General features: G+C 59.4%; 17 protein-coding genes. 5 read left to right on the top strand and 12 right to left on the bottom strand.

Going from position 1 to position 23,860, the window contains the following annotated elements; genetic code table 11:
• Positions 1-398 precede the first annotated feature (398 nt).
• On the top strand, positions 399-935 hold the full coding sequence (locus JNB85_RS01115; RefSeq protein WP_220332553.1) for a hypothetical protein: 537 nt from the start codon (positions 399-401) through the stop codon (positions 933-935).
• Positions 936-1,337: 402 nt separating this feature from the next.
• On the opposite strand, the gene JNB85_RS01110 is transcribed toward JNB85_RS01115, so the two are convergent.
• Positions 1,338-3,230 (bottom strand): ABC transporter ATP-binding protein, encoded by a 1,893-nt coding sequence (locus JNB85_RS01110; protein WP_220332552.1) that lies wholly within the window; start codon positions 3,228-3,230, stop codon positions 1,338-1,340.
• Between the two features lie 24 nt (positions 3,231-3,254).
• Positions 3,255-5,108, bottom strand: a complete 1,854-nt coding sequence (locus JNB85_RS01105) for an ABC transporter ATP-binding protein (protein WP_220332551.1) — start codon at positions 5,106-5,108, stop codon at positions 3,255-3,257.
• Positions 5,109-5,417: 309 nt separating this feature from the next.
• On the opposite strand from JNB85_RS01105, the gene JNB85_RS01100 reads away from it, so the two are divergent.
• From JNB85_RS01100 to JNB85_RS01090, 3 genes are all read left to right on the top strand, one after another.
• The gene (locus tag JNB85_RS01100; protein ID WP_220332550.1) at positions 5,418-6,287 is read left to right on the top strand and encodes an aldose 1-epimerase family protein; all 870 of its coding nucleotides are present in this window, start codon (positions 5,418-5,420) and stop codon (positions 6,285-6,287) included.
• Between the two features lie 256 nt (positions 6,288-6,543).
• Positions 6,544-7,947, top strand: a complete 1,404-nt coding sequence (locus tag JNB85_RS01095) for an FAD/NAD(P)-binding protein (RefSeq protein WP_220332549.1) — start codon at positions 6,544-6,546, stop codon at positions 7,945-7,947.
• A gap of 78 nt (positions 7,948-8,025) precedes the next feature.
• Positions 8,026-9,951 carry a hybrid sensor histidine kinase/response regulator gene (locus JNB85_RS01090; protein ID WP_220332548.1) on the top strand — a complete coding sequence of 642 codons (1,926 nt, stop codon included), beginning with the start codon at positions 8,026-8,028 and terminating at the stop codon, positions 9,949-9,951.
• Between the two features lie 5 nt (positions 9,952-9,956).
• On the opposite strand, the gene JNB85_RS01085 is transcribed toward JNB85_RS01090, so the two are convergent.
• Genes JNB85_RS01085 through cyoA form a run of 5 tightly spaced genes read right to left on the bottom strand, consistent with a single transcriptional unit; the run spans position 9,957 to position 14,998 of the window.
• A complete protein-coding gene (locus tag JNB85_RS01085; RefSeq protein ID WP_220332547.1) occupies positions 9,957-10,718 on the bottom strand; it encodes an SURF1 family protein in 762 nt (253 codons plus the stop codon).
• 45 nt (positions 10,719-10,763) lie between these two features.
• Positions 10,764-11,165: a cytochrome o ubiquinol oxidase subunit IV gene (gene cyoD / locus JNB85_RS01080; protein WP_220332546.1), complete on the bottom strand. Its 402-nt coding sequence runs from the start codon at positions 11,163-11,165 to the stop codon at positions 10,764-10,766.
• A complete protein-coding gene (gene cyoC, locus JNB85_RS01075; RefSeq protein WP_220332545.1) occupies positions 11,162-11,782 on the bottom strand; it encodes a cytochrome o ubiquinol oxidase subunit III in 621 nt (206 codons plus the stop codon). The genes cyoD and cyoC overlap by 4 nt, the downstream gene beginning before the upstream one ends.
• A gap of 6 nt (positions 11,783-11,788) precedes the next feature.
• Positions 11,789-13,792 (bottom strand): cytochrome o ubiquinol oxidase subunit I, encoded by a 2,004-nt coding sequence (gene cyoB, locus JNB85_RS01070; RefSeq protein WP_220332544.1) that lies wholly within the window; start codon positions 13,790-13,792, stop codon positions 11,789-11,791.
• A 42-nt stretch (positions 13,793-13,834) separates the two neighbouring features.
• Positions 13,835-14,998 (bottom strand): ubiquinol oxidase subunit II, encoded by a 1,164-nt coding sequence (cyoA, locus tag JNB85_RS01065; RefSeq protein WP_220332543.1) that lies wholly within the window; start codon positions 14,996-14,998, stop codon positions 13,835-13,837.
• Between the two features lie 373 nt (positions 14,999-15,371).
• Between cyoA and JNB85_RS01060 the strand changes: the two genes are divergently transcribed.
• The gene (locus tag JNB85_RS01060) at positions 15,372-16,703 is read left to right on the top strand and encodes an MFS transporter (protein ID WP_220332542.1); all 1,332 of its coding nucleotides are present in this window, start codon (positions 15,372-15,374) and stop codon (positions 16,701-16,703) included.
• A 71-nt stretch (positions 16,704-16,774) separates the two neighbouring features.
• On the opposite strand, the gene JNB85_RS01055 is transcribed toward JNB85_RS01060, so the two are convergent.
• The 5 genes from JNB85_RS01055 to JNB85_RS01035 form a co-directional block, all read right to left on the bottom strand.
• Positions 16,775-17,242: a cyclic nucleotide-binding domain-containing protein gene (locus tag JNB85_RS01055; RefSeq protein ID WP_220332541.1), complete on the bottom strand. Its 468-nt coding sequence runs from the start codon at positions 17,240-17,242 to the stop codon at positions 16,775-16,777.
• A 95-nt stretch (positions 17,243-17,337) separates the two neighbouring features.
• Entirely contained in the window at positions 17,338-20,052 is a 2,715-nt protein-coding gene (locus tag JNB85_RS01050) for an ABC transporter transmembrane domain-containing protein (RefSeq protein ID WP_220332540.1), read from the bottom strand.
• Positions 20,053-20,246: 194 nt separating this feature from the next.
• Positions 20,247-21,380 carry a glycosyltransferase family protein gene (locus tag JNB85_RS01045; protein WP_220332539.1) on the bottom strand — a complete coding sequence of 378 codons (1,134 nt, stop codon included), beginning with the start codon at positions 21,378-21,380 and terminating at the stop codon, positions 20,247-20,249.
• Positions 21,377-22,624: a glycosyltransferase family 4 protein gene (locus JNB85_RS01040; RefSeq protein WP_220332538.1), complete on the bottom strand. Its 1,248-nt coding sequence runs from the start codon at positions 22,622-22,624 to the stop codon at positions 21,377-21,379. Before JNB85_RS01040 ends, JNB85_RS01045 begins: the two co-directional genes overlap by 4 nt.
• An 11-nt stretch (positions 22,625-22,635) precedes the next feature.
• Positions 22,636-23,844 (bottom strand): glycosyltransferase family protein, encoded by a 1,209-nt coding sequence (locus JNB85_RS01035; protein ID WP_220332537.1) that lies wholly within the window; start codon positions 23,842-23,844, stop codon positions 22,636-22,638.
• Positions 23,845-23,860 lie beyond the last annotated feature (16 nt).

Raw genomic sequence — 23,860 nt, 5'->3', positions numbered from 1 at the left:
GCAGTTGGGGCGCCGGCAGCGAGGTAAAGCGAGAGGATATCAGCGCAGTTCTCTCGGGTGATTTTCGAGAAACGGCCACCGACGGACTCCAACGCTTGTCTGAGGCGCTCGCTTGCAACGTCAAGCGTAACCCGAGAGGCCGCGGTGAGGCGGTCGTCTACCTTCTTCATGAATGATAACTCTTATTGATCCATCTATTGGACGCCGGGATCTATGTCCCGTCAATAGCGGTTGGCTGGATTCACCTGTCAAATTGGTCAATCGCATACCACAAGACGGGCCGCCTCGCCGGCGCAACGGGAACTCAGGACGCTCATCTCGCAGAAATGTGCGAGTGGCTGCTTGTGGGGCTAAGTAAATCGTCTGATTATCAATCCTCGAACGAGAAGGAGGCCCCTTTGCTGCTAGACACGGAAACGACAGAGAATGGGCTGGCTGAGGAGCTGCGTAGACATATCGAATTTCTTAGATCCACAGAGCCGACATTCGGCCATGCGACGGCGCTGTCAAAGTATGGTCGATATGCCCTGCCGCGCGAAAAAAAACCCGAGTGGTTGAAAATTGGTCTGAAGCGGGCGTGTTTCTACAATGCGACCGCATACGCAGCAGCGCGAGATGATGTATTTTATGCTGAAGGCTACGCACTTGAACCAGCATTAACAGTTCCGGTTCAGCATGCTTGGCTTGTGGATGCTGACGGCAGAGTTCTCGATCCGACCTGGAGTAGAACGAAGTGTCACATTTATTTCGGCATTTCATTCAAGCGCTCATTCGTAATGGAGATGCTGGCGACGAGCAGAAATGAGCCGGGTATTCTTGTGAATATGCACCTTTTGCGGCGAGTTTTGCGCACGGACCAAGCAGTGGAAGCGGCAATCCTTCGTGCGCACGTGGATGATGTATCCTCGGGGAAAATGCTTCCTTCGTATGGATAGCATCTTTCTTCCAAGCTAAATAAGACCGTCTTTTGACGGAACCAGGCGCAAAGCCCGCTGGAAGCCACTGAGCGCCACCAGATTCTCAAAACAGCGATCATCCACCAATTTGGCAGAACACTTTGATCGAGTGCGGGTCAACTAATCGGGGCCTGTTGACGCACTGTCGCTGGCGGAAAGTTAATAAGTATTTTCTTCGAAGAAACTAAAAAAATCCTCGTTGTCGTAATAAAGGGTGGAAAATCGACAAAGGTTGAAATGTGGCATTCGTGACTCAGGGCATTTAAAGCTAATAGAAAATGAGTAATGTTTTACAAGCAGGCAAGCGCATCTATCCGAATGTCTTGAATTGCCTTCCCATGAGGCCTTATAGTCAAATTAATACTAGGCGTTTTTTTGACGTTAGGACATTACCGGTGGCTCCCTACACAAGACGTCCTCGGGAATATCGTCGAAGGAAGCGTAGTTGAGGTTATAGAGCTTCGAGTAAAGCTTGCCCTTTTTCATGAGCTGCTGGTGATTGCCGCTTTCGACGATCTCGCCATTCTGCAGCACGATGATGCGGTCGGCTTCGCGGATCGTCGCCAGCCGATGCGCGATGACGAGGCCGGTACGGTTTTCGAGCAGCTTCACCAGCGCCTTCTGGATCAGCATTTCGGTATAGCTGTCGATATTGGCCGTCGCCTCGTCGAGCACGAGGATCTTGGCGTCAGCCACCAGTGCGCGGGCAAAGGAGAGAAGCTGGCGCTGGCCGAGCGAAAGGTTGCCGCCGCGCTCGCCGAGCATGCTGTCATAGCCCTGGGGCAGACGCATGATGAAGTCGTGCGCACCTACGGCCTTGGCGGCCTCGATCACCTGTTCACGGGTGGCTTCCGTCTTATGATAGCGGATGTTTTCAAAAACGGTGCCTGTGAAGAGGAAGGGTTCCTGCAGCACCATGGCGATCTGCTGGCCAAGCGAATCCTGCGTCAACTCGCGCACATCATGGCCGCCGACAATGACCTGTCCCTGCTGCACTTCGTAGAAGCGGTGGATCAACGACATGCAGCTCGACTTGCCCGAGCCGGTCGGGCCGACAAGGGCAACAGTCTCGCCGGGATTGACCCTGAAGCTCACATGCTTGAGCACCGGCTGCTTGGGATTGTAACCGAACACGACATCGCGGAATTCGACGGAGCCGTCCATGTCGGGCGAGAGCACCTTGGCATCCGGAGCATCCTTGATATCGATCGGCACGTCGAGCACGTCGGTCAGCCGCTGGCCTGAGGCCATGGCGCGCTGCATGACCGAATATTGCAGTGTGAGTGAGCGGATAGGGTCGAAGAAGCGCTGGATGTAGAAGAGGAAGGCGACGAGCACGCCGACGTCGAGCGCCTGGTTCAACACGCGCGCACCGCCGACGACGATGACGAGCGCCATGGCGATGCCCGTCAGCGTATCGACGATCGGTACCATGATCTGCGCGTACCGGGCCGCCGTCAGATGTGTCAGCAGGTTGGCATGTGCCTTATCGTCATAAAGTGTGAAGTTGACGTCCTGCCGGTCCATGCTCTGAACGGCGCGCACACCATGGATCGCCTCGGCCAACGCGCCGTTCGCCACGGAATTCGTCTCATGCGCAGCCATGAAAGATTTGCGGGCGAGCGGCAACCAGAACAGGCGTACGACGAAGAGTACCGGCAGCACGGACAGCGTCAGGAGGCCGAGTTTGAAATCGAGATAGAGCATCACGAAGACGATGCCGAAGAGCAGGAAGATATCGCCGACAGACAGCACGCAGGTTTCCAGGAATTCCTGCATCGAATTGACGTCCCCCTGCAGGCGCGACATCAGCCGGCCGACCTCAGTCTTATCCATGAAGGAGAGCGACACGCGCTGGAGATGCGAGAACATCGCTCTGCGGATATCGAAGAGCACGTTTTCCGCCACGCCGCCGACCAGCGTTTCCTGAAAATAGCTGGCGCAGTAGTTGACGAGGATGGCGATCAGGAAGGCCACGATCGCCAAGACCAGTGCCCGGCTGCTGTCATCCGGCTGCATGCCATGGTCGATGGCGTAGCGGATGATCAAGGGAATGAGAAGCTGCATGCTGGTGAAGACCAGCACGGAAATCACCGACAGGATGACATCGCGCCGGTAGGGATGCACGAAGGCCCAGATACGCTTGACGATGTTGGAATCGAAGACCTTGCCGAAGATTTCCTCTTCGACGCGCTGCGAGCCGACGACTGCCCTTGGCGGGCGTCTGCCGTCCTCGCGAACGTCGGGGCGTTCGGTTTCCAGTTCCTCGGCCATCTCGTTTCCTCCTGCGCCGGTTTTTTACGCGCTCAAAGCGTCGTCGCCCGGTCGCACCTGCAAATCGTAAAGTGCCTTATATCGTCCGCCGAGCGCCAGGAGCTCCTCATGCGTGCCCTGCTCGACGATGCGTCCGTCCTCGATGAAAAGGATCTTGTCGGCATGCATCAGCGAGCTCAGGCGATGGGCGACGATGATCGTCACACGATCGGCGGCGTAGCGGCGCATGGCGCTGCGGATGCGCTGCTCGGTTGCCGCGTCGATTGCTGCGGTCGAGTCGTCGAACACCATCACGGCGGGTTTGAGCATCAGCGCGCGGGCGATCGAAAGCCGCTGTCGCTGGCCGCCCGAGAGCGAAACGCCGCGTTCGCCGACAACAGTGCCGTAGCCGGTCGGCAGGCCGAGCACGTAGTTGTGCAACTGCGCGCTTTCGCTGGCGCGCTCGATGCGGCCTTCCTTGGCCCAGGGATCGCCATAGGCGATGTTGTTTTCGATCGTCGTGGTGAACAGGAAGGAATCCTGCTGCACGACGGCGACGGAGCGGCGCAGCGACTGCAGCGTCGCCTTACTGATATCCTGCCCGTCGATAGTTATCGCACCGCCGGTCGCATCGTAGAAGCGTGGGATCAGGTGCGCGAGTGTCGACTTGCCGCTGCCGGGCGGCCCGACGATGCCGACCGTCTCGCCGCGCTTCGCCTCGAAGCTCACGCCATGCAGCACTTCGTGCATCGGTGAACTCGGATAGGCGAAGCTGACATTCTCGAAGCGCAGCGTACCCTCCGTCACCTTTAACTCCCTGGCATCGGGGGCGTCGCGCACGGCGATCTCAAGATCCAGCAGGTCGAATAGGCGCGTGCCGCAGGTCGAAGCACGGGCGAAGGCGTTGACCATCAAGCCGAGTTGGCGCACCGGCATTTGCAGAATTGTCATGAAGGTCAGGAAGGAGGCAAGCGTACCGACGGTGATCTCGCCGGAGTGCACTTTGCCGCCGCCGACCCACAGCACCAGCCCCATGGCCAAAAAGAAGGAAAAGGTCATGGCGCTGGTATTGATGACACGGATGCCGACACGCTGGTGGGCAAGTTCCAGCGCATTCTTCGATGCCTCGTCGAACTTCGACAGTTCGTGGTCCTGGGCCGCAAAAGCGCGCACGACACGGATGCCGCCGAGATTTTCCTCCATGATGCGTGTCAGCACCGAAAGTCGCTGTTGCAAATCGAGCCAGGTGGCGCGCAGGCGAAGCTGGGTCACAGAAGAGCGCCAACCGACGAACGGCACGAAGGAGAGCGCCAGCAGGCCGAGCAGGACGTCGGTCGAGAGCAGCATGTATGCGCCGATGCCGATCAGCATGGTCAGCAGGAAGACGCGCACAAGCGCCGTCGAGAAATACATGCGCACGCCTTCCAGATCGAGCAAGCCGACCGTGATCAAGTCGCCCGAATGCACGCTGTCATGGAAGGAGAAGGAGAGACGCTGGATCTTTTCGTAGCAGGCGAGGCGCAGTTCGTAGCCCAAGTGGTGGCCGACCGCTTCGCCGTAGTAGTTCTGGATCATTGTGAAGATGCCGCGCAGCACGCTGGCGCCGAGCAGCAGCAGCGCCGTCGTCAGAAGCGCATCCTGCGCCTGCTGCCCGATTGTGCCGCCGTGAAGCGCCACCTGCGTATGGTCGACCGCCTGGCCGAGCAGGCGAGGGATCAGAAGCTGGAAGGTGGAGGCGATCAGGGTCGCGCCGATGGCGAGGCCTGCTTGCCAGGGATGACGGAAGGCCATTACGGTGATGCGGAACAGCGTGTAGAGGCCTTTGCCCCACCCTGCCGCGGTTGCAAGCGCCATCGAAGCCGAAGGCTTCATCGCGCGTATGGACGCATCGCTGCTCACGGTATTTTTCCAATAGATGTGTGCTCGGACACAGGTGGCCCGGAAAGACGGCAAATCCATGAAGGGATTGATAGCGCATCCACTTTTGCCGATTCCAACAGGGGGTTCAAGTAAAGAATTCACCAGTCGGTTATTTTTACGTGAGCCTCCTTCGCATTGGCCGATGACGTTGCGTTGACGCGCCTGGCCTACACGCAGTGGGCGTAATTTTCGCCGGAAGACGAAAATTTGGAAGCGGCGCAACGCCGGTGGAAATCCGCCTGCGAGGCATGTATGGTCCGCTCGCCAACCAGCACGAAGAGGCGTTCGATGTCATCCACGGTCCGGATCGCAAATCAATTTCTCACCGTCGACGTTTCCTCGCTCGGCGCCGAAATGCAGGCGCTGACATCGAGCGACGGCCGCTCCTGGATCTGGAACGGTGACGCGGCCTTCTGGAGCGGCCGTTCGCCGATCCTGTTCCCGATGGTGGGCAAGGCCCCGAATGACATCCTGAAGGTTGGCGGTCACAGCGCGTCGATGGCCCAGCACGGCTTTGCCCGCCGCAGCGAATTTGCGCTGGCATCCTCATCCGAAACGAGCTGCCGTTACGAGCTCGCCGCTTCAGAGGCCACGAAGGCGGTTTATCCCTTCGATTTCCTGCTGGCCGTTATCCATAGCGTCGAAGGTCAGGCGCTGACCGTTGCCGCCGAAGTCACCAACCGCGACATCAGGTCGATGCCTTTCGGTCTCGGCTTTCATACGGCTTTCGTCTGGCCGCTGCCGGATGCTGCGAACAGGCCGCATACAGTCTCTCTGGACAATGGCGCCGAGCCGGCACTCGTCCGGCTCGAAGGCGGTCTGATATCGCCGAAGAAACTTGCTTCACCCTTCAAATCCGGCAGCCTCGTGCTCGACCATTCTATGTTCGAGGAGGATGCGATGATTTTCCCGGAAGGCGCTGGCCCCGGGTTGCGTTATGAGGCTGAAGGCGGTCCGTCCATGCATTTCAGCTTTGAGAACCTGCCCAATCTGGCGCTCTGGACCAAGCCCGGCGCTCCCTTCCTCTGCGTCGAGCCCTGGCATGGGACGGCCGCCGAAAACGGCGGTCCGGACGATCTGGAGGGCCGCCCCTACACGAAGGTGCTTGCATCGGGCGAAACCGCACGCTTTTCCTTCACTGTCGAAATCCTCGCATAGGCCAGTCGCGTTTTCCGTTTTGGATCAATGAGTTAGGCGGGTGGTAAAATAAACTTCTTGCCACCTTGTGCTTTTCGCGCTTTCATACACGACTAGTTTGATAGACTATGGGGTGGGGACGAGGATGCCTTTTCCGACCCAGATTTGGCGGCGAACGTTTTGAATAGCCGCATGAACCTGCCCAACGCATGACTTCAGACATCCTGCGTTGAAACCTTGATCGAGACACATGCGGATGAGCCGCAAGGGAGTTGAGATGACGGTTCAGGGACTTTTTTCCGGCAAGGCGAATGCGGCGGCCCAGATTTCAGCCGTGCCGCGCATTGCGATCGTCGGTCGCGGTTTTTCCGGCATGATGATGGCAGTGGCACTGATGCGCACCGTGCGCACGCCATTTCACCTTCAGCTGTTCGATCCGAACTCTACGGTCAATGGCGGACAGGCGTTGGCGTCTGTAAGGTCCTCGACCATTCTCAACACGCGTGTGCGTGATCTCTCCGTTTCACTCGGCGATCCCGACGATTTCAATGACTGGCTCTGTAGCAATGCTGAATTCCGTGCCGCCGTTCCGGCGGCAATCCCCGGCTTCCGGCAGATCTTCGTGCCGAGGGAAATTTTCAGCGACTACGTCTACCAGCGCTTTTCGGAAGCGCTTGCTGCGCGCCGGGACATCACCGTACAAGTCTGCCATGATCCTGTCGTGGCAATTCGCAGGAGCCATGGCAGCCGGTTCCTGCTTGAAAGTGCCAATCCGTCCAATCCGCTTTTCGATACGGTGATTCTCGCGACAGGTTATGGCCTGCCTCGACCCCACGAAGAGCCGGAGGCTTCACCGGTCAGGGCGCAGCGTCTGGTCGCCCGGCCGCATACGGTTCTGCTCGGCAGCGGCATTCGCGTCGTGGACCAACTGCTGCAGCTTCGCGATGCCGGTTACACCGGCCAGATAACGATCATTTCGCGGCACGGTTTCCTGCCGCAGAGCCATACGCCGAACTCCGCCGATCCGGTCTTCCCGGCCGAGGCGCTACCGCAAAGCCTGCCTGACATCGTCAGCTTCATCCGCCAGGCCTGCCGTGAAGCGGAAGAGGACGGGCGAAGCTGGCAGTCGGTCATGAACGGCCTTCGCAGGCACGCCCGTTCGCTCTGGCGATCGCTGCCGGCGGGTCAGAAGCGCCAATTCAACAGGCATCTGCGGGCAATCTATGACAGTCACCGCAACCGTCTGCCGGAGGCCATGCATCTGCGCCTCAAGCGGGAGCTTGCCGAGGGCCGCACGGTGCTCAGGCGCGGCCGCGCCGGGCGTCGGGGCCTCAGCGGGCTGTTCTTCACGCCGTCCGGTTCCTCGAGCGAGGAGGTCATTCATGCCGAACGCATCATCGATTGCCGCTGCCATGCGCCGGATCTTTCTGCTCCTCTGATTCAGAGCTTGTTTGCAGCGCGTCTCGCCATGCCTGACGAGCTCGCGCTCGGCCTGGCGGTCAATGCCTGCGGCGAAACGTTCCTGGACGACGGCTCGTCGATCGACGGGGTTTTTGCGGTCGGTCCGCTCGGCCTCGGCAGCCTGCCGGACATCGATCTCGTGCCGGAGATCGTCACCCAGGCCTATTCGGCGGCAGAACGTATTGCGGAACGCTTCTATCCGCACAGCCAAGCCGTCTGAGGTAATTCGAAGCCCTTCTCTGGAACCATCCCCGCGAACCCGCGTTATAATGCGCTGGTAATTCGTTTAGAGGGGCAGATGGAAGCTGTGGATAGATATGATACCTCTCTTGAGGATGAGGGGCGTTTCCGAGTGCTCGTCGATGCGATCACCGACTATGCGATCTACATGTTGAGCCCTGAAGGTTACGTGGCGAGCTGGAATTCCGGCGCTCAGCGCTTCAAGGGTTATCGCGCTTCCGAAATCCTCGGCCAGCATTTCTCCCGGTTCTATCTCGATGCCGACAGGGAGGCCGGTCTGCCCGCCCGGGCGCTCAAAATCGCGGCGACGGAAGGACGCTTCGAGGGAGAGGGTTGGTGCCAGCGCAAGGATGGCACGCGTTTTTGTGCGCACGTCATCATCGATCCGATCCGTCATGCCTCCGGCGAGCTGCTTGGATTTGCCAAGATCATCCGCGACCTGACGGAGCGCAGGGCGGCCGAGAACGCGTTGAAGCGCAGCGAAGAGCAGTTTCGACTTCTCGTTCAAGGTGTCTCCGATTACGCGATCTACATGCTCGACCCGGAGGGCAACGTGACGAGCTGGAATTCCGGTGCCGAACGAATCAAGGGTTATCGCTCGGAAGAGATCATCGGCCGGCACTTTTCCACATTCTACACGGATGAGGATCGCCTTAACGGGTTGCCTCAGCTGGCACTGACCACCGCTAGCCGCGACGGACGGTTCGAACGCGAAGGCTGGCGCGTGCGAAAGGACGGGTCACGTTTTTGGGCAAGCGTCGTGATCGATGCGATTAGGGATGATTCCGGCGGGCTCATCGGCTTTGCCAAGATCACCCGCGACATCACCGAGAAGCTGGAGACGCAGCGCGCGCTGGAGCGGACCCGCGAAGAACTTTTCCAGGCGCAGAAGATGGAGGCGATCGGCCAATTGACCGGCGGGATCGCTCACGACTTCAACAACCTGCTGATGGCGGTGCTGGGCAGCCTCGAAATCCTCAAGAAGCGCATGCCGCAGGATCCTGTTTTGTCGCCCCTTGTCGACAATGCCATACAAGGCGCACAGCGCGGCGCGGCGCTGACCCAACGCATGCTCGCCTTTTCCCGTCGCCAGGAGCTGCAAGTGGAGAGGATCGATGTGTCTGAGCTCCTGCGTGGCATGATGGAGATGGTCTCTCGCTCCATCGGCCCGATCGCCTCGCTTGAAACCGAATTCCCCGAAAGCCTGCCGACGATCGCTACCGATCCGACTCAGCTGGAGACGGCGGTGCTCAATCTCGTCGTCAATGCCCGTGACGCCATGCCCGGCGGCGGAATTATCAGGATCAAAGCCACTGAAGAGATCGTGCCCGACGGTGGCACTATGGCGGCCGGTCATTATGTTCGCGTCGCCGTTACCGATGAGGGCGAAGGCATGGACGAGGAGACGCTGAAACGGGCGGTAACTCCGTTCTTCACGACCAAGGGCGTCGGCAAGGGAACGGGCCTCGGCCTTTCCATGGTGCAAGGACTCGCCGGCCAGTCCGGCGGCAGGCTCATACTGAACAGCCGGCTGGGTGAAGGCACTGCTGCCGAGCTATGGTTTCCGGTCACGGAAGCCAAAAGCGCCGTTGAAGAGCCCGGACAATCCGTGTCTGCAGCGGCAAATAGCTCACGACCGCTGCGCATTCTTGCAGTGGACGATGACGGGCTGGTTCTGATGAACACAGCGCTGATGCTGGAGGATCTCGGCCACACCGTGATCGAGGCGACGGCCGGCGCCGACGCGCTCGACATTCTTCGCCACGAAAACGTCGATCTCGTTATCTCTGATCACGCCATGCCGCGGATGACAGGCTCGCAGCTTGCGCTCGCAATACGAGGCGAGTGGCCGGACATGCCAATCATTCTCGCGACCGGTTTTGCCGAGATTCCCGAGGGCGCAGGCATCACCGATATACCGCGCCTCGGTAAACCTTTTTCACAGGCGCAACTTGCCGAGGCGATCAGCCGCATCGCGCAATAGATCACTCAGGGAGAAGCTCTGCGGACCCTGATTTCGCTCCGTGCGATATAGACCAGCAATCCCGCCACCATGAGCGCCAGCGTATACCAGGTGATCGCATAGACAAGGTGGTTGTTCAGGAAATCGAGGACCGTCAACCCTCCGACGGGCAAGCCGCCGGAATTTGGTGTCGCGTCCGCGTCGATGAAGAAGGGGGCAACGTCCGCAATACCACGCTTTTCGGCAATGGCTGCGACATCGCGGGAATACCAGCGGTCGGCAGCCGGATCGTTGGAGCGCAGCAGCATGCCCCTCGGCTCCGTCATGCGCATCAGTCCGGTGACCTTGGCCTGTCCGCCGAGCTCGCGATCCGGCCGCGCAGCCGGATTGCGACGGTCAGGTGGAACAAAACCGCGATTGATGAGGATCGCGCTGCCGTCCGCGAGCCTGAGGGGTGTCATCACCCAGTACCCGGCGCCGAGCGTAGTCGATGCGGCGACCAGCGTTTCCTTGTCGTTTTCGAAGGTGCCTGTTGCGGTCACTCGCCGGTATTCGTCATCGGCGCCATTGACCTTGCCCCAGTCGGCGCGAGTCGGCGGGGCGACGGGCTCGGCGTGAACGCGCGCATCGACGCGGGCGATCAGATCGAGCTTCCAGGAAAGGCGATAGACCTGCCAGGTGCCGAGCGCGATCAAGGCGGCGGCGAGGGCGAGAAGGCCGATGCCAAGGATCGCAAGCGTGACGGCCGAACGCGGCCTGTTCTGTTGGCCGGAAGAGATATCGGTCATAGATAACCGCAACGGGCGGCATTGCCGCCGCCCGTTCCTTTGCCGCTATGGCATGTTCTTCATCATTTCGGGGCTCATCGGCATCATGTTCGTGTTCAGGTGATACATGACCCAGAGCGAGCCCGAGAGAGCAATCGCGATGATGATGATCGTGAAGATCAGTGCCATGATCGTCCAGCCGCCTTCCGACTTCGTATTCATGTGCAGGAAGAAGATCATATGAACGACGATCTGGACGGCTCCGAGCACCATCACCAAGATGGCGGTCACGACATGATTGTCGAAGACCTCCCCCATGACGAGCCAGAAGGGGATGGCAGTCAGGATGACGGATAGAATGAAGCCCGTCACGTAGCTCTTGAAACTGCCGTGGCCGGCCTGGTGTCCATGGCTGTGGCCGTGGTGAGCCTCGTGGGCATCCTCATGTGCGGGTGCTTGCGAACTCATCCGAGAACTCCCATCAGGTAAACGAAGGAAAAGACGCCGATCCAGACGACGTCGAGGAAGTGCCAGAACATGGAAAGGCACATCAGACGGCGGCGGTTGGCTTCATGCAGGCCATGCATAGAAACCTGCACCATCAGCGTGATCAGCCAGATGATGCCGGAGGTAACGTGCAGACCGTGCGTACCGACCAGCGTAAAGAAAGACGACAGGAAAGCGCTGCGCTGCGGACCGGCGCCCTCGTGGATGAGGTGTACGAACTCGTAGAGCTCAAGGCCGATGAAGGCCGCGCCGAACAGGCCGGTCACTGCCAACCAGAACAGCGTTTCCGCCTTTGCGTTTCGCTCCATCTGCAGCATCGCAAAACCATAAGTGATGGAGGAGAGCAAAAGCATCGAGGTGTTGATGGCGACCAAGGGCAGATCGAAGAGATCGGCAGGCGACGGGCCGGCGGCGTAACTGCGGCCGAGCACGGCATGGGTGGCAAACAGCACCGAGAAAATCAGGCTGTCGCTCATCAGATAGAGCCAGAAGCCGAGATTGGTGCTGTTCTCCGGATGATGGTCTTCCGTGAGGTAGAATTCAGGCTTTTGGGCCGTGTCGACAGTATGATCGCTCATGGTCTCTTACACCTGTTCGGCAAGCAACTTTGTGCGCTTGCCTTCCGTTTCGGTGACTTCGTCCGCAGGAATGTAGAAGTCACGCTTGTAGTTGAACGTATGGCCGATCGCGACGACGAGCAGGGTGATGGCGGAGACGACGACGAGCCACCACATGTACCAGATCAGGCCGAAGGCGAGCGCGACGCTGATGCCAGACAGAATCGCGCCGGTACCGGTATTCTTCGGCATGTGGATCGGCTTGAAGCCACCGAGCGGACGCTCGTAGCCGCGGTTCTTCATGTCGTACCAGCTGTCGTGATCGTGTACGACCGGTGTGAAGGCGAAATTGTAGTCCGGCGGCGGCGAGGAGGTCGACCATTCCAGCGTGCGGCCATCCCACGGATCGCCGCTATCGTCGCGCAGTTCCTCACGCTTCATGAAGGATACGACGATCTGGATCAGGAAGGACGCGATGCCGAGCGCGATCAGGCCGACGCCGAAGGCGGCAATGATGAACCAGATCTGCAGCGACGGATCTTCGAACTGGCTCATCCGCCGGGTGATGCCCATCAGGCCGAGCACGTAGAGCGGCATGAAGGCGAACCAGAAGCCGATCTGCCAGAACCAGAAGCTCATCTTCCCCCAGAAGGGATCGAGCTTGAAGCCAAAGGCCTTCGGGAACCAGTAGTTCACACCGGCGAACATGCCGAAGAGAACGCCGCCAATGATCACGTTATGAAAGTGGGCGATCAGGAAGAGTGAGTTGTGCAGCACGAAGTCGGCAGGCGGCACGGCAAGCATGACGCCCGTCATGCCTCCGATAACGAAGGTCACCATGAAGCCGACCGTCCACAGCATCGGCACCTCGTAGCGGATACGGCCGCGATACATGGTGAAGAGCCAGTTGAACATTTTCGCCCCCGTCGGGATCGAGATGATCATCGTGGTGATGCCGAAGAAGGAGTTGACGGAAGCGCCTGAACCCATCGTGAAGAAGTGATGCAGCCACACGAGGTAGGAGAGGATCATAATCACGCAGGTGGCGTAGACCATCGAGGCGTAGCCGAAGAGGCGTTTGCCGGAGAAGGTCGCGACCACTTCCGAGAAGATGCCGAATGCCGGCAGCACGAGGATGTAGACTTCCGGGTGGCCCCAGATCCAGATGAGGTTGATGTACATCATCGGATTGCCGCCGAGGTCGTTCGTGAAAAAGTTCGTGCCGGCATAGCGGTCGAGCGACAGGAGAGCGAGCGTTGCAGTCAGGATCGGGAAGGAAGCGACGATCAGGATGTTGGTGCAGAGTGCCGTCCAGGTAAAGACCGGCATCTTCATGAAGGTCATGCCCGGCGCGCGCATCTTCACGATGGTCGCGATCAGGTTGATGCCTGACAGCGTCGTGCCGACACCGGCGACCTGCAGGCCCCAGATATAATAATCAACGCCGACACCTGGACTATAGTCGGCACCCGACAGCGGCGGATAAGCGAGCCAGCCGGTCTGGGCGAATTCGCCAATGAAGAGCGAGAGCATGATGATAATTGCGCCCGCCGTCGTCATCCAGAACGAGAAGTTGTTGAGGAACGGGAATGAGACGTCGCGCGCGCCGATCTGCAGCGGCACGACGAAGTTCATGAGACCCGTGACGAAGGGCATCGCCACGAAGAAGATCATGATGACGCCATGCGCCGTGAAGATCTGGTCGTAATGGTGCGGCGGCAGGTAGCCTTCATTGCCGTTGAAGGCAATTGCCTGCTGCACGCGCATCAGGATCGCATCCGAAAAGCCGCGCAACAGCATGATGACGGCCAGGATCACATACATGATGCCGATCTTCTTGTGATCGACGCTGCAGATCCAGTCGCGCCAGAGCGGACCCCAGAATTTAAAATAGGTAATGGCACCGAGCACCGCGACGGCGCCGATAGCGACGCCGATGAAGGTGACGACCAGGATCGGCTCCTGGTACGGGATCGCGTCGAGGGTCAACCGGCCGAAGATGAACTTCAGGAGGTCAGGATTGGAAAACATGGAACAACCCGTTCATTATGTCTTGCGACGCAAAGCGCCAGGTTAATTGTTGTTGTTGAGCTGCGCCGGCGCCGGATCGCTGCCATCGCCCATACCGGGCATCGAATGGCCGTCATGCTGCATGTCCATTCCGGGCATGTTCTGCATGCTGTTGCCATCGGTGCTTTCGGCCGGCTCGCTGCGTGCGGGTGCGCCCGTTGCGGGCACGGTCGCCGCAGGCGCAACGATGCCTTCGTCCGCATGGCGATTGTCGTAGGTCAGCCTTTCGCGATTTTCTTCGCTTTCCTTACCGCCGCCGCCCATCATGTCGATGTGCATCATCTCGTTCATGCACATCTTGCCGGGCGTGGCGCACATGTTGAGGATCGCGTCGTAGAGCTCGGCATCGGCGCCGGCATAGTAGCGCACCGGTTCCTTCTCGCTCGGCTTTTCGAGTTTCAGGTAAGCGTCGCGGTTCAGCATCGTGCCCTGCTGCTTGACTTGCGCCACCCAAGCGTCGAAGCCTTGCTGGTTCAGGCCGTGGAACTTGAAGCGCATATGTGAGAAGCCTTCGCCGCTGTAATTTGCGGAGAAGCCATCATATTCGCCTTCCTTATTGATGACGGCGTGCAGCTTCGTCTCCATACCCGGCATAGCGTAAATCTGGCCGGCAAGGGCGGGGATGTAGAAGGAGTTCATCACGGAAGAGGAGGTGATCTTGAAATTGATCGGCACATCGACCGGTGCTGCGAGCTCGTTGACGGTCGCGATGCCGAGGTCGGGATAGAAGAATAGCCACTTCCAGTCGAGTGCCACGACCTCGACGGTCAACGGCTTGGTATCGGCCGGAATGGCACGGTCCGCATCGATGCGGTCAAGTGGACGGTAGGGATCGAGCTTATGCGTGGAAATCCAGGTGACCGCGCCGAGCGCGATGATGATGGCCAGCGGCGCCGACCAGATCACGATTTCGAGGCGGGTCGAATGATGCCATTCCGGTGCATAGGTCGCGGCCGTATTGGAGCGCCGGTAGCGCCAGGCGAAAAGCAGCGTGAGGAAGATCACCGGAATGATGATCAAAAGCATCAGGACCGTCGAGACGACGATGAGGTCGCGCTGTTGGGTTGCGATGTCGCCCGAAGGCGACATGACCACCATGTTGCATCCTGCCAAAAAAAACAGCGGCAAGATTAATAGAAGGCGGGAAAACTTCTGCAGTTTTGGCACGTCTCTAAGCTCTTTTTGTTTCGTTCGATTGCCGACTAAAGCACTGGCACGATGAGCGATATGAGGTCTTTGGTCGCAGTGCAACATGCATTTTGCACCGCGGGAGAAGTCAGCTTCCACGGCGCCCACAAATCCTGATAAAAGTCAGAAGGAAATTTTCCGGCGCCGCCACGTATATAGCCGAAAAGCAAGGCCTTGCCCAATAAAACTCTGGAATAAGTTGACGCAGGTATCACGCGATTTTTCCATCGCATCGATTTTTGAATTCGGCGCCAACTATTTGCGTCATCGGGACTTGATAAGCTGCAAATATGGAACAAGATCAGCTTGAGGTGCTTTGCAAAGGGCACCTTAAACGAGGGAGGCGTTTCATATGGCTGCTGCCACACATTTAGGACCATCATCATCATCGCTGGAGCGGGATGCGCGGCGCATTCACGATGACAAGCCGGTTTCGCCCGGCAGCATCGCCATCGGCGTGGTGATCGGTCGCATGTCCGAGTTTTTTGATTTCTTCGTTTACGGCCTCGCATCCGTACTCGTCTTTCCACAGCTCATCTTTCCTTTCGCGCCGGACCGGCTGACGGGCACGCTCTATTCTTTCGCGATTTTCTCGCTGGCCTTCCTCGCTCGTCCCGTAGGCTCTGTCGTCTTCATGACGATCGACCGCTTCTACGGACGTGGCACCAAACTCACCATCGCGCTCTTCCTGCTCGGCGGCTCGACGGCATCGATTGCCTTCCTGCCGGGCTATGATGAAATCGGTTACTGGGCGATTGCGCTGTTGGCCCTCTTCCGGCTTGGCCAAGGTTTCGCGCTCGGCGGAGCGTGGGATGGCCTTGCGTCGCTGCTTGCTCTCAACGCGCCGCCGAATCATCGCGGCTGGTACGCAATGATCCCGCAGCTTGGCGCGCCCATCGGCTTTGCGCTGGCAAGCATCCTATTCGGTTACTTCGTCGCCAACCTTTCTTCGGAAGACTTCCTCTCATGGGGCTGGCGTTACCCGTTCTTCGTCGCCTTCGCGATCAACGTCGTTGCTCTCTTTGCCCGCCTTCGGCTTGTCATGACCAAGGAGTTCGGCACGCTCTTGGAGCAGCATGAGCTTGAAGCAGCGCCGATCCTCGACGTGCTGCGCGTCCACGGGCGTGATATCCTTATCGGGGCCTTCGTGCCGCTCGCAAGCTTTGCTATGTTCCACCTCGTTACCATCTTCCCGCTCGGCTGGATGAGCCTTTACGGCAACCAGCCGATCGGCGCCTTCATGGTGGTACAGGTCATCGGCGCCATGGTCGGTATCGTTGCCATCATAGCCTCGGGCATGATCGCCGACCGCATCGGCCGGCGGAAGCAACTGGCGATCTGCGCCATTCTGATCGCGATCTTCAGCTTTGTCGGGCCGCTTCTGATCGGTGCCGGCAACAGCGGCCACGATGCCTTCGTCATCATCGGCTTTGGCGTGCTTGGCCTCTCCTTCGGCCAAGCGACAGGTTCGATCTCGTCGCGTTTCGGCCGCGGCTATCGCTATACGGGAGCCGCATTCACGTCGGATCTTGCCTGGCTGGTCGGTGCCGGCTTCGCGCCGCTGGTGGCGCTCAGCCTGTCCAGCCAGTTCGGCCTGACCTTCGTCGGCTACTACCTGCTCTCGGGAGCGATCTGCACGCTGGCGGCTCTCGCCTTCAATAGGGCGCTGGAACAGCGCGAATAGTCCAGGAGACATAAAGAAAGGCGCGCCTGGGAAACCGGGCGGGCCTTTTCATTCGGAATCTATTTTTAAATTCACTGCGCCATCTGCGGCTGCTTGGAAGCGCGCGCAGCGGTCAGTTCGGCGGTCGTGTGGTTGAGACGGTCAGCAAGCACGCGCATGATTTCCACCGCCATTTCCGGAAAATCGCTCAGAAGCTTGAGGAAGTGTTCCTTGCTGATGCGCAGGACTTCAAGCGGTGAAGTGGCGCGCACGGTCGCGGTACGCGAGACGTCGCAGAGGATGGCGATTTCCCCGACGATGGAATTGACTTCGACATCGGCGACCTTGATCTCGCCGGCAGGAGAGGCAACGAGGATATCGGCCGTGCCTGACAGTACCACATAGGCGGCATCGCCGACATCGCCCTGACGAAACAGGTTTTGGCCGGCCCGGTATGTCATACGGTCGGAGGTGAAAGCCAAAAGCTTGAGCTTTGCTGGTGCGATCCTCGAGAAGATCGGCACCCGCCGCAGCATTTCGACTTCATCTCTCAACAGCATGAGCGTTACAACTCCCTGCCGCATGGTCCTTGATCATGCGCTAAAAACCAACTCAAGCGCCTTGCGGGCGCCGTCTCTGCCGCCCCAATAGAATATTACGATAACAGTTCCTTGAACATCCCGTTTTTCTCGGAAAGTTCCGGATAGTTGCCCGCCTCAGCAAGATTGCCGCGCTCGAAGAGCAGAATTCGATCGAAGATTTCCGCCAGCTTGGCATTGGACAGCACCCAGATGATTGCCGGGCGCTTGCCTTCTTCGTGCAGGCCTTCGATGATGTTGTGAGTGATCTGGTCCTGGATACGCTGGTCGAGCGCCGGAATCGGCCGGTTGAAGATGAAGTAGTCGGAGCGCTTGAGCAGAGCCCGGGCGAGATTGAGCTTCTGACGCTGCACCCCGGTCAGGCGCTTGCCGCCGGTGCCGACATCGAATTCCAGCCCGATTGACAATACGTCGTCATAAAGATCGAGCGCATCGAAGAGTTCTCCCATGATAATGCGAATGCGGTCGGAGGCATCGGCCTGCTGATAGGCGATGCGACCGAAGAGCACATTGTCCATCAGACTTGCCGAGGCCGTGAAGCGATTGATGTCATAACGCTCGATCAGCTCGGCCAGATCGCTGGGGATGTTCTCGTGGAACTGCTTACGGGCGCTGACGATCTTGTCCGTCAGCGTCTGGGTCAAGAGACCGAAGCGATGCCGCGGTTCGATATAGGCGAAGCTTAAGCGGATGATGCTTGCCCGGTCCTCCGGTGTGGCATCCTCGAAACGCTTGCCTTGGAGCTTCTGCAGCAGTGCCTGATAGGTCGGAATGTCATCCGCCGTCATGAAGGTAAGCTGCTGGAAGAAAGGGTGGTCCGGCGGCAGGTCGTGGAAGAGTTCCACTGCGTTTTCGGCGATTTCCAGCCCCATCGTGTAGAGGTCGGTACTCAGCCCGGTTTCACGGAAGAGCTGCTGGAAATAGGGATGGCCGGCAAGCCGGCGGTTGTTCATCAGCGGCCGCTTCATCGTACCGAAGAGCAGGTTTTCGCCGACGGTCGCCTGCGTGTTGTAGGTGTCGAAATCGAATGGCACGACGATGGCGTCGAGATTTTCCGCGGTCAGGCGTTCGCGCAACGATGTTCTGAGTTCCACGATATGGCTGCCGAGCGCCGTGTGAACCTCGGTATTGACGGTGGAGCGCAGCGCCAGATCCAGAATGTCCTGTGACATCATCACGGCGTCGAGCACCGGCCGGATCGCCTTCAGAAGATCTTCGGGTCCGTTGGCGCCGGCAGCGTTGTAGTCCACCCAATCACTGTTGAGATCGAGCGTGGGGTTGCCTGCCTTCTGCGATTCCGCAACGTGCCATTTGTATTCCTGCGCTGCCTTGCCGTCATATTCTGGTTCTTTCATCGGCGCATGCTTGAGGCCGTAGACCAGATTGTCGCGCAGCGTGCCGTGGAAGAAATAACTCTCGGCAGAGGCATAGGAAATGCGCCGGCCAGTGACTGATTCCGGCAGATCCAACAGATCCTGTCCGTCGATGGTAATGCGGCCGGAATCCGGCCAGACGAGACGGCCGAGGGCTTCGGCGAAGGCTTCCGCGCCACTCCCGTTCGGCCCGACGATCGCAACCGTCTCGTTCGGCTTGATCTCGACCGAGACATGATCGACGAGGCGCGCGCCGCTATCGTCGCTGACGGAGAGATTGGTGACGACGAGGGCGCTCGTCAGCGGTGCGACCGGCGCTGTGGCGAGCTCCTGGATGCGGCTATCGATCAGCGGTTCGACATTGAACTGCTCGTAGACCTGCGCATACTTGACTTGCACGTCCTGGCGCATCTGGTCCCAGTCGATCAATTCCTTCAGCGGGCCGGGCAGGTCCTTATAGGCGGAAATGACGGCGACGAGCTGACCGATGTCGAGCCGGCCCTGCAGCGCCAGGTAACCGCCGATCGCGTAGAAGAGGAAGGGCGTGACCTGGGCGAGGAAGTTGTTGATGAATTTGACCAGGAATTTCCACTGGTAAAGGTCGTAGCGGATCGAGAAGATACGGCCGAGGCGGGTTGCGATATCGGCGCGTTCGAAGTTGGAGGTGTCGTTGCCGTGGATCGTGCCGATACCGTCGACGATCTCGCCGACGCGGCCCGAGAGTTCACGTGCGGTCAGCTGGCGCTGACGCCCGAGTTCCAGCAGGCGCTTGCGCATGCGGGGGATGACGACCGCCTGCACGCCGACGATGGCAGCCGCGATCATGCCGAGCCAGAAATTCTGGATGATGATGAAGGCAAGCGCGGTTATCGCCTGGCCGCCGAGAAGGGCGGGCGAGACGAATGCGTCCCCGGTAAAGCCGCCCATCGGCTCCACCTCGTCCTTGATCATGGTGGCGATTTCGGCCGACTTCACCCGCTTGAAATGGGCGGGCGGGAAGCGCAGCACGCGATCGATGAGCTCGAAGCGGATGCGGCGCAGCATACGCTCGCCGAGCCGGCCCTTATACGTATTGATATAGAACTTGAAGAGGCCGTTCAGCACCACCAGCGCCAGGAAGACGAGGCTCAGCGCCATCAGCATCTGAAGGCGGTTGAGCTCCAGGCCCTTGAAGAATTCGACATGACCGATGAGCGGTATATCGTAAGCGATGTGCATGAAGGTCTGTCTTGCGCCCGGTCCTTCGAAGCCGTCACCCTGAATAGGTCCGTTGACGATCTGCTTCGGCAGGTCGAAGGACAGGAAATAGGGCACCATGGAAGCTGCGACGACCAGCAGAATCCAGAGCTGCTGCAATCGCGTGTTCTTCCAAATGTAGCGCGCGAGGCTTTTTTCCATGGCTAACCGTCAGACTGTTGGAAAAGTCCGGACAGCGACCCTGATGCTGAGGAAGAGGGAATCTTCGAGTACAGGACCATGCAGTCAGACCGCCGATATCGCAACGAAAACAAGGCGGAGCGGACTGATGTCGAAACGCCGATTCTCGCCGGAATTTTTCTTATATCACAGGAATTTTGGAATAGGCGAGGGTTTCAACCGATCATTGAACGAATGATGCTTGCACTTTTGGCAGCCCCGTCGAGATCGAGGGACGTGGCAGGACGCAATGGTGCTGCAAGTGCCCGTTCGACAGCAGCCTTGAGATCGTCGAGCGTCAGCCCCTCCTCCGGCAGGATTTCGGCAACGCCAAGCGCCTGCAGCCGTTCGGCGCGCACCGTCTGTTCCGTCTCACCGGCGGCCACGAAAGGGATGAGGATCGGGCGGCATTGTGTGCGCAGGAGATCACCCACCGTGTTATAGCCGGCCTGCGAGATCGAGACTTTAGCGCCGCCCAGGAGCGAGGGGAAATCCTTGCGAAAGCGCACCATCCTTACATTGGCAGGCGCATCTTCCGACAATGCGGAAAAATCGGCCGCGGGAAGATTGGGGCCGGTAATCAGCAGCCAGCTGATATCGGCAGGCAGCAATGCTGCCGCACCGCGTGCGGCGCGGATCAGTTCCAGCCCGACGGCGCCGCCGCCTGCCGACGCGATGATGTCGAACGTCTCGGCCGGTTCCGGCGCGGACGGCGGAGCAACGAGACCGGTATAGCGCAGCCGGTCGGCGATCGCTGCGGTTAGGGGAAAGGTATCCTCCAGACGTACGAAGTCCGGGTCGCCGTGGACGAGTACGGCGTCGAAATGGTCTTTGATGAGTTTGACAGTTTCCTCGTCGCGGCCGGGTTTGCGATTTTCCTGCAGGATGTCGCGTACGGAACTCAAAAGCTTCGGCCGCGGACTGGCCCTTTCGACCGCATCGAGCAGCGGCAGCAGTTCGAAGCGCATCTGCCTGCGGCCGAAGGGAAAGGCCTCGATGATGACGACATCTGGCTTCGTTTCCTCGAAGGCTTGCAGAAGCAGGTCGCGCCGCCCGGAAAGAAATTCCTCGCCCGCCGCCTGTCCATCTGCATCGGCCAGGCCGGAAAAGCCGACATTGCTGGCGACGACCGGCGGCAATTCGACTGTTCTGACACCCTCGCCCGGAAAGCCCGGTACGGGCAGTCCGCCAGTGACGACCGTCACCTCCAAACCGTCCTTCACCAGCGCATTGGCGATACGGCTCGCACGCGCAATATGGCCGATGCCGAGCAGATGCTGGACATAAAAGAAGATGCGGGGAGCTGTCATGACGCTTTCTGCCATTCTGCCTCGAACAGCGAGCTCAACTGTCGGATACTGGAGTGATAATCGAAATGGCTGCGCACGCGCTCCTCGGCAGCGTCGCCCAGCCTCTTGCGCAGATCGGGATCGCGGATCGCCCTTTCGAGTGCTTTTGCAAGGGCTGCCGGATCTTCCGCCGGCACGACCAGGCCGTTCTCGCCATCGCTCAGCAGTTCCGGCACGCCTGAGACATTGGTGGAGAGGCAGGCGAGCCGCTGACTGGAGGCTTCGACCAACACATTCGGCAATCCGTCGCGGTCGCCATTGGCGGCGATGCGGCAGGCAAGCGCGAAGAGATCGGCGCGGCGATAATGGTCGAGCACGTCTTCCTGTGCTAGTGCGCCTTTCCAGTTGATGCGCTCGGCAAGGCCGAGTTCAGCGGCGATCTTCTTCAGTGTCGGAAGCGCCTCGCCGCCCCCGATATGATCCATGCGCCAATTCAGTTCTTTCGGCAGCAAGGCAAGGGCACGCAGCAGTATATCATAGCCCTTCTTTTCCACGGCGCGGCCGACGCTGAGGATGAAGGCCGGGTCGGCGGGGTTGCTGCCATTGCGGTTGGAGTGCTCGCCTGCGAAATGGCCGAAGCGGGCGAGGTCGAGGCCGTGGTAGCTCAGATGCACGGCATCCTTACGGTCCGTAAGCGTTTTCATATGCTCATAGCCGGCTCGCGTGCAGGTCACTGCCCAACGGGCGTTTTTGAGCTTTTGGCTGATATCCCAGTCGGGCGATGTCCAGATATCCTTGGCATGGGCGGAACATGTCCATGGCGTGCCGGTCAGGATGCTCGCATACTCCGTCACCGAGGCGGGTGTGTGGATGAAATGGGCATGCAGCCATTCGCCCTTGTCGGGCCATTCGCGTGCCAGCACCAGCGCCTGGCCGAGCCGGCGGAAGCGGTTACGGGAGATATCGCGCGGCAGATCAGCAAAGAAACGTTTCATCACCGCGCCGAAACCTGGTTTGGAAAAGCCGGCGAAAAGGCCCTTCAACACGCGGATCGGCTCTTCGTGCAGATATTCCGGCAGATAGACGACGCGCGCCTTGATCTCGTCATGCACGGGATGACGCTTCTTGTCGGTTGGCCGGCGCATGGAAATCAGCGTCAGGTCGAAGCCGGCCTTTTCGAGACCGAGCAATTCCTGAGCGATGAAGGTTTCTGAAAGGCGGGGATAGCCTTTCAGCACGACGAGGATCTTGCGGCGTGGCGGCAAAGGACGGCTCTTTATTCTGCGCCGACAAGCGAAAGATGGCGTCCGCGGCTGTCCAGCCATCGGCCAACGGTGCGGGAAATCTGGTTCAGTCCTTCAAGATGCATATTGCTGCCGCTTTTCGACGGCGGCAGCCGTGACGGCAGCTGCTTGAGCGTTTCAGCCATGATGGCTGGGTCGGCTGATTGCTCGGGCGGCAGCATGTCGATGAGGCCAAGCTCACTGGCGCGGCGGGCGCGCAAAAGCTGCTCTTCGCGGGGGGCGACGCGGGGCACGATCAACGCCGGCTTGTCGAAGGAGAGGATCTCGCAATAGGTGTTGTAGCCGCCCATGGCGACGACGGCGGTGGCGCCGTCGATCAGCTCTTCCATATGGTTGTCGAACTCGATCACTTCGATATAGGGGATTTTCTCGCCTTTCCTGACGAGCTTTGCGCGTTCGGCCGCCGGCATATAGGGTCCGAGCACGACGAGCGCCTTCTGTCTCAGGGTCTCGTCGGCCTCGTAAGCGTTCATGACATCGTGAACGAGATCCGAGCCGTCGCCGCCGCCTCCCGTCGTGACCAGGATGTAGTCGTCCTTGCGAGCGTTCACCGAGTTCTTGCCCTTGGAAACGCTGCGCTGCAGAAAGCCGACGAAATCCATCTTGCGACGGACACTGGGCGGCACGTCGAGGCCAACAAGCGGATCGTAGAAATCCGGCGGCCCATAGACCCAAATGCTATCGTAATACTGATCGATCTTCTGCATGACGCTATTTCTCTTCCACTCGGCTTCGAGCAGATGCGGTGCGTCCATGATCTCGCGCAAACCAAGTACCAGAGTGGTGCCGCGCGCCTTCAGATAGGCAAGCGTTTCCTCAATCTCACCCTTCAGGCCCATCGGCTCCTTGTCGACGATGAAAATATCGGGCTGGAAGGTTTCGGCGGTGTGGCGAATGCTCGCTTCGCGCATCTTCAGCGTATCCTGAAGGTCGATATGGCTGGCGAGTGAGGTATATTCACCGTTGCGAAGCTTGATGACGCTCGGGATTTTCACGAAGTCGACTCGGGCGCGGTAGTCAAAGGCGCCGGCAATCGTCGCGCCCGAGATGATCAGGATGTTCAGGCCGCGATAATCCTCGACGAGGGCATGAGCGATCGTGCGGCAACGGCGCAAGTGGCCAAGGCCGAATGTGTCGTGGCTGTACATGAGGATGCGTGCATCTTCGAGACGTCTGGCCATAGGTGTGCCCTCTGAG

Origin of the sequence: Rhizobium mesosinicum (assembly GCF_019511345.1) — a bacterium.
Classification (GTDB): domain Bacteria; phylum Pseudomonadota; class Alphaproteobacteria; order Rhizobiales; family Rhizobiaceae; genus Rhizobium; species Rhizobium mesosinicum.
The sequence above is the reverse complement of the archived record's forward strand: the minus strand, read 5'-3'. Positions and strand labels throughout refer to the sequence as shown.

Bases quoted from the DNA above. Each gene is read 5' to 3' on its own strand.
- JNB85_RS01085 (WP_220332547.1), bottom strand. From the start codon at position 10,718: ATGACCGATATCTCTTCCGGCCAACAGAACAGGCCGCGTTCGGCCGTC.
- JNB85_RS01110 (WP_220332552.1), bottom strand. From the start codon at position 3,230: ATGGCCGAGGAACTGGAAACCGAACGCCCCGACGTTCGCGAGGACGGC.
- cyoB (WP_220332544.1), bottom strand. From the start codon at position 13,792: ATGTTTTCCAATCCTGACCTCCTGAAGTTCATCTTCGGCCGGTTGACC.
- cyoC (WP_220332545.1), bottom strand. From the start codon at position 11,782: ATGAGCGATCATACTGTCGACACGGCCCAAAAGCCTGAATTCTACCTC.
- JNB85_RS01050 (WP_220332540.1), bottom strand. From the start codon at position 20,052: ATGGAAAAAAGCCTCGCGCGCTACATTTGGAAGAACACGCGATTGCAG.
- JNB85_RS01060 (WP_220332542.1), top strand. From the start codon at position 15,372: ATGGCTGCTGCCACACATTTAGGACCATCATCATCATCGCTGGAGCGG.
- JNB85_RS01055 (WP_220332541.1), bottom strand. From the start codon at position 17,242: ATGCTGTTGAGAGATGAAGTCGAAATGCTGCGGCGGGTGCCGATCTTC.
- JNB85_RS01090 (WP_220332548.1), top strand. From the start codon at position 8,026: ATGGAAGCTGTGGATAGATATGATACCTCTCTTGAGGATGAGGGGCGT.
- JNB85_RS01035 (WP_220332537.1), bottom strand. From the start codon at position 23,844: ATGGCCAGACGTCTCGAAGATGCACGCATCCTCATGTACAGCCACGAC.
- cyoD (WP_220332546.1), bottom strand. From the start codon at position 11,165: ATGAGTTCGCAAGCACCCGCACATGAGGATGCCCACGAGGCTCACCAC.
- JNB85_RS01095 (WP_220332549.1), top strand. From the start codon at position 6,544: ATGACGGTTCAGGGACTTTTTTCCGGCAAGGCGAATGCGGCGGCCCAG.
- JNB85_RS01100 (WP_220332550.1), top strand. From the start codon at position 5,418: ATGTCATCCACGGTCCGGATCGCAAATCAATTTCTCACCGTCGACGTT.
- JNB85_RS01045 (WP_220332539.1), bottom strand. From the start codon at position 21,380: ATGACAGCTCCCCGCATCTTCTTTTATGTCCAGCATCTGCTCGGCATC.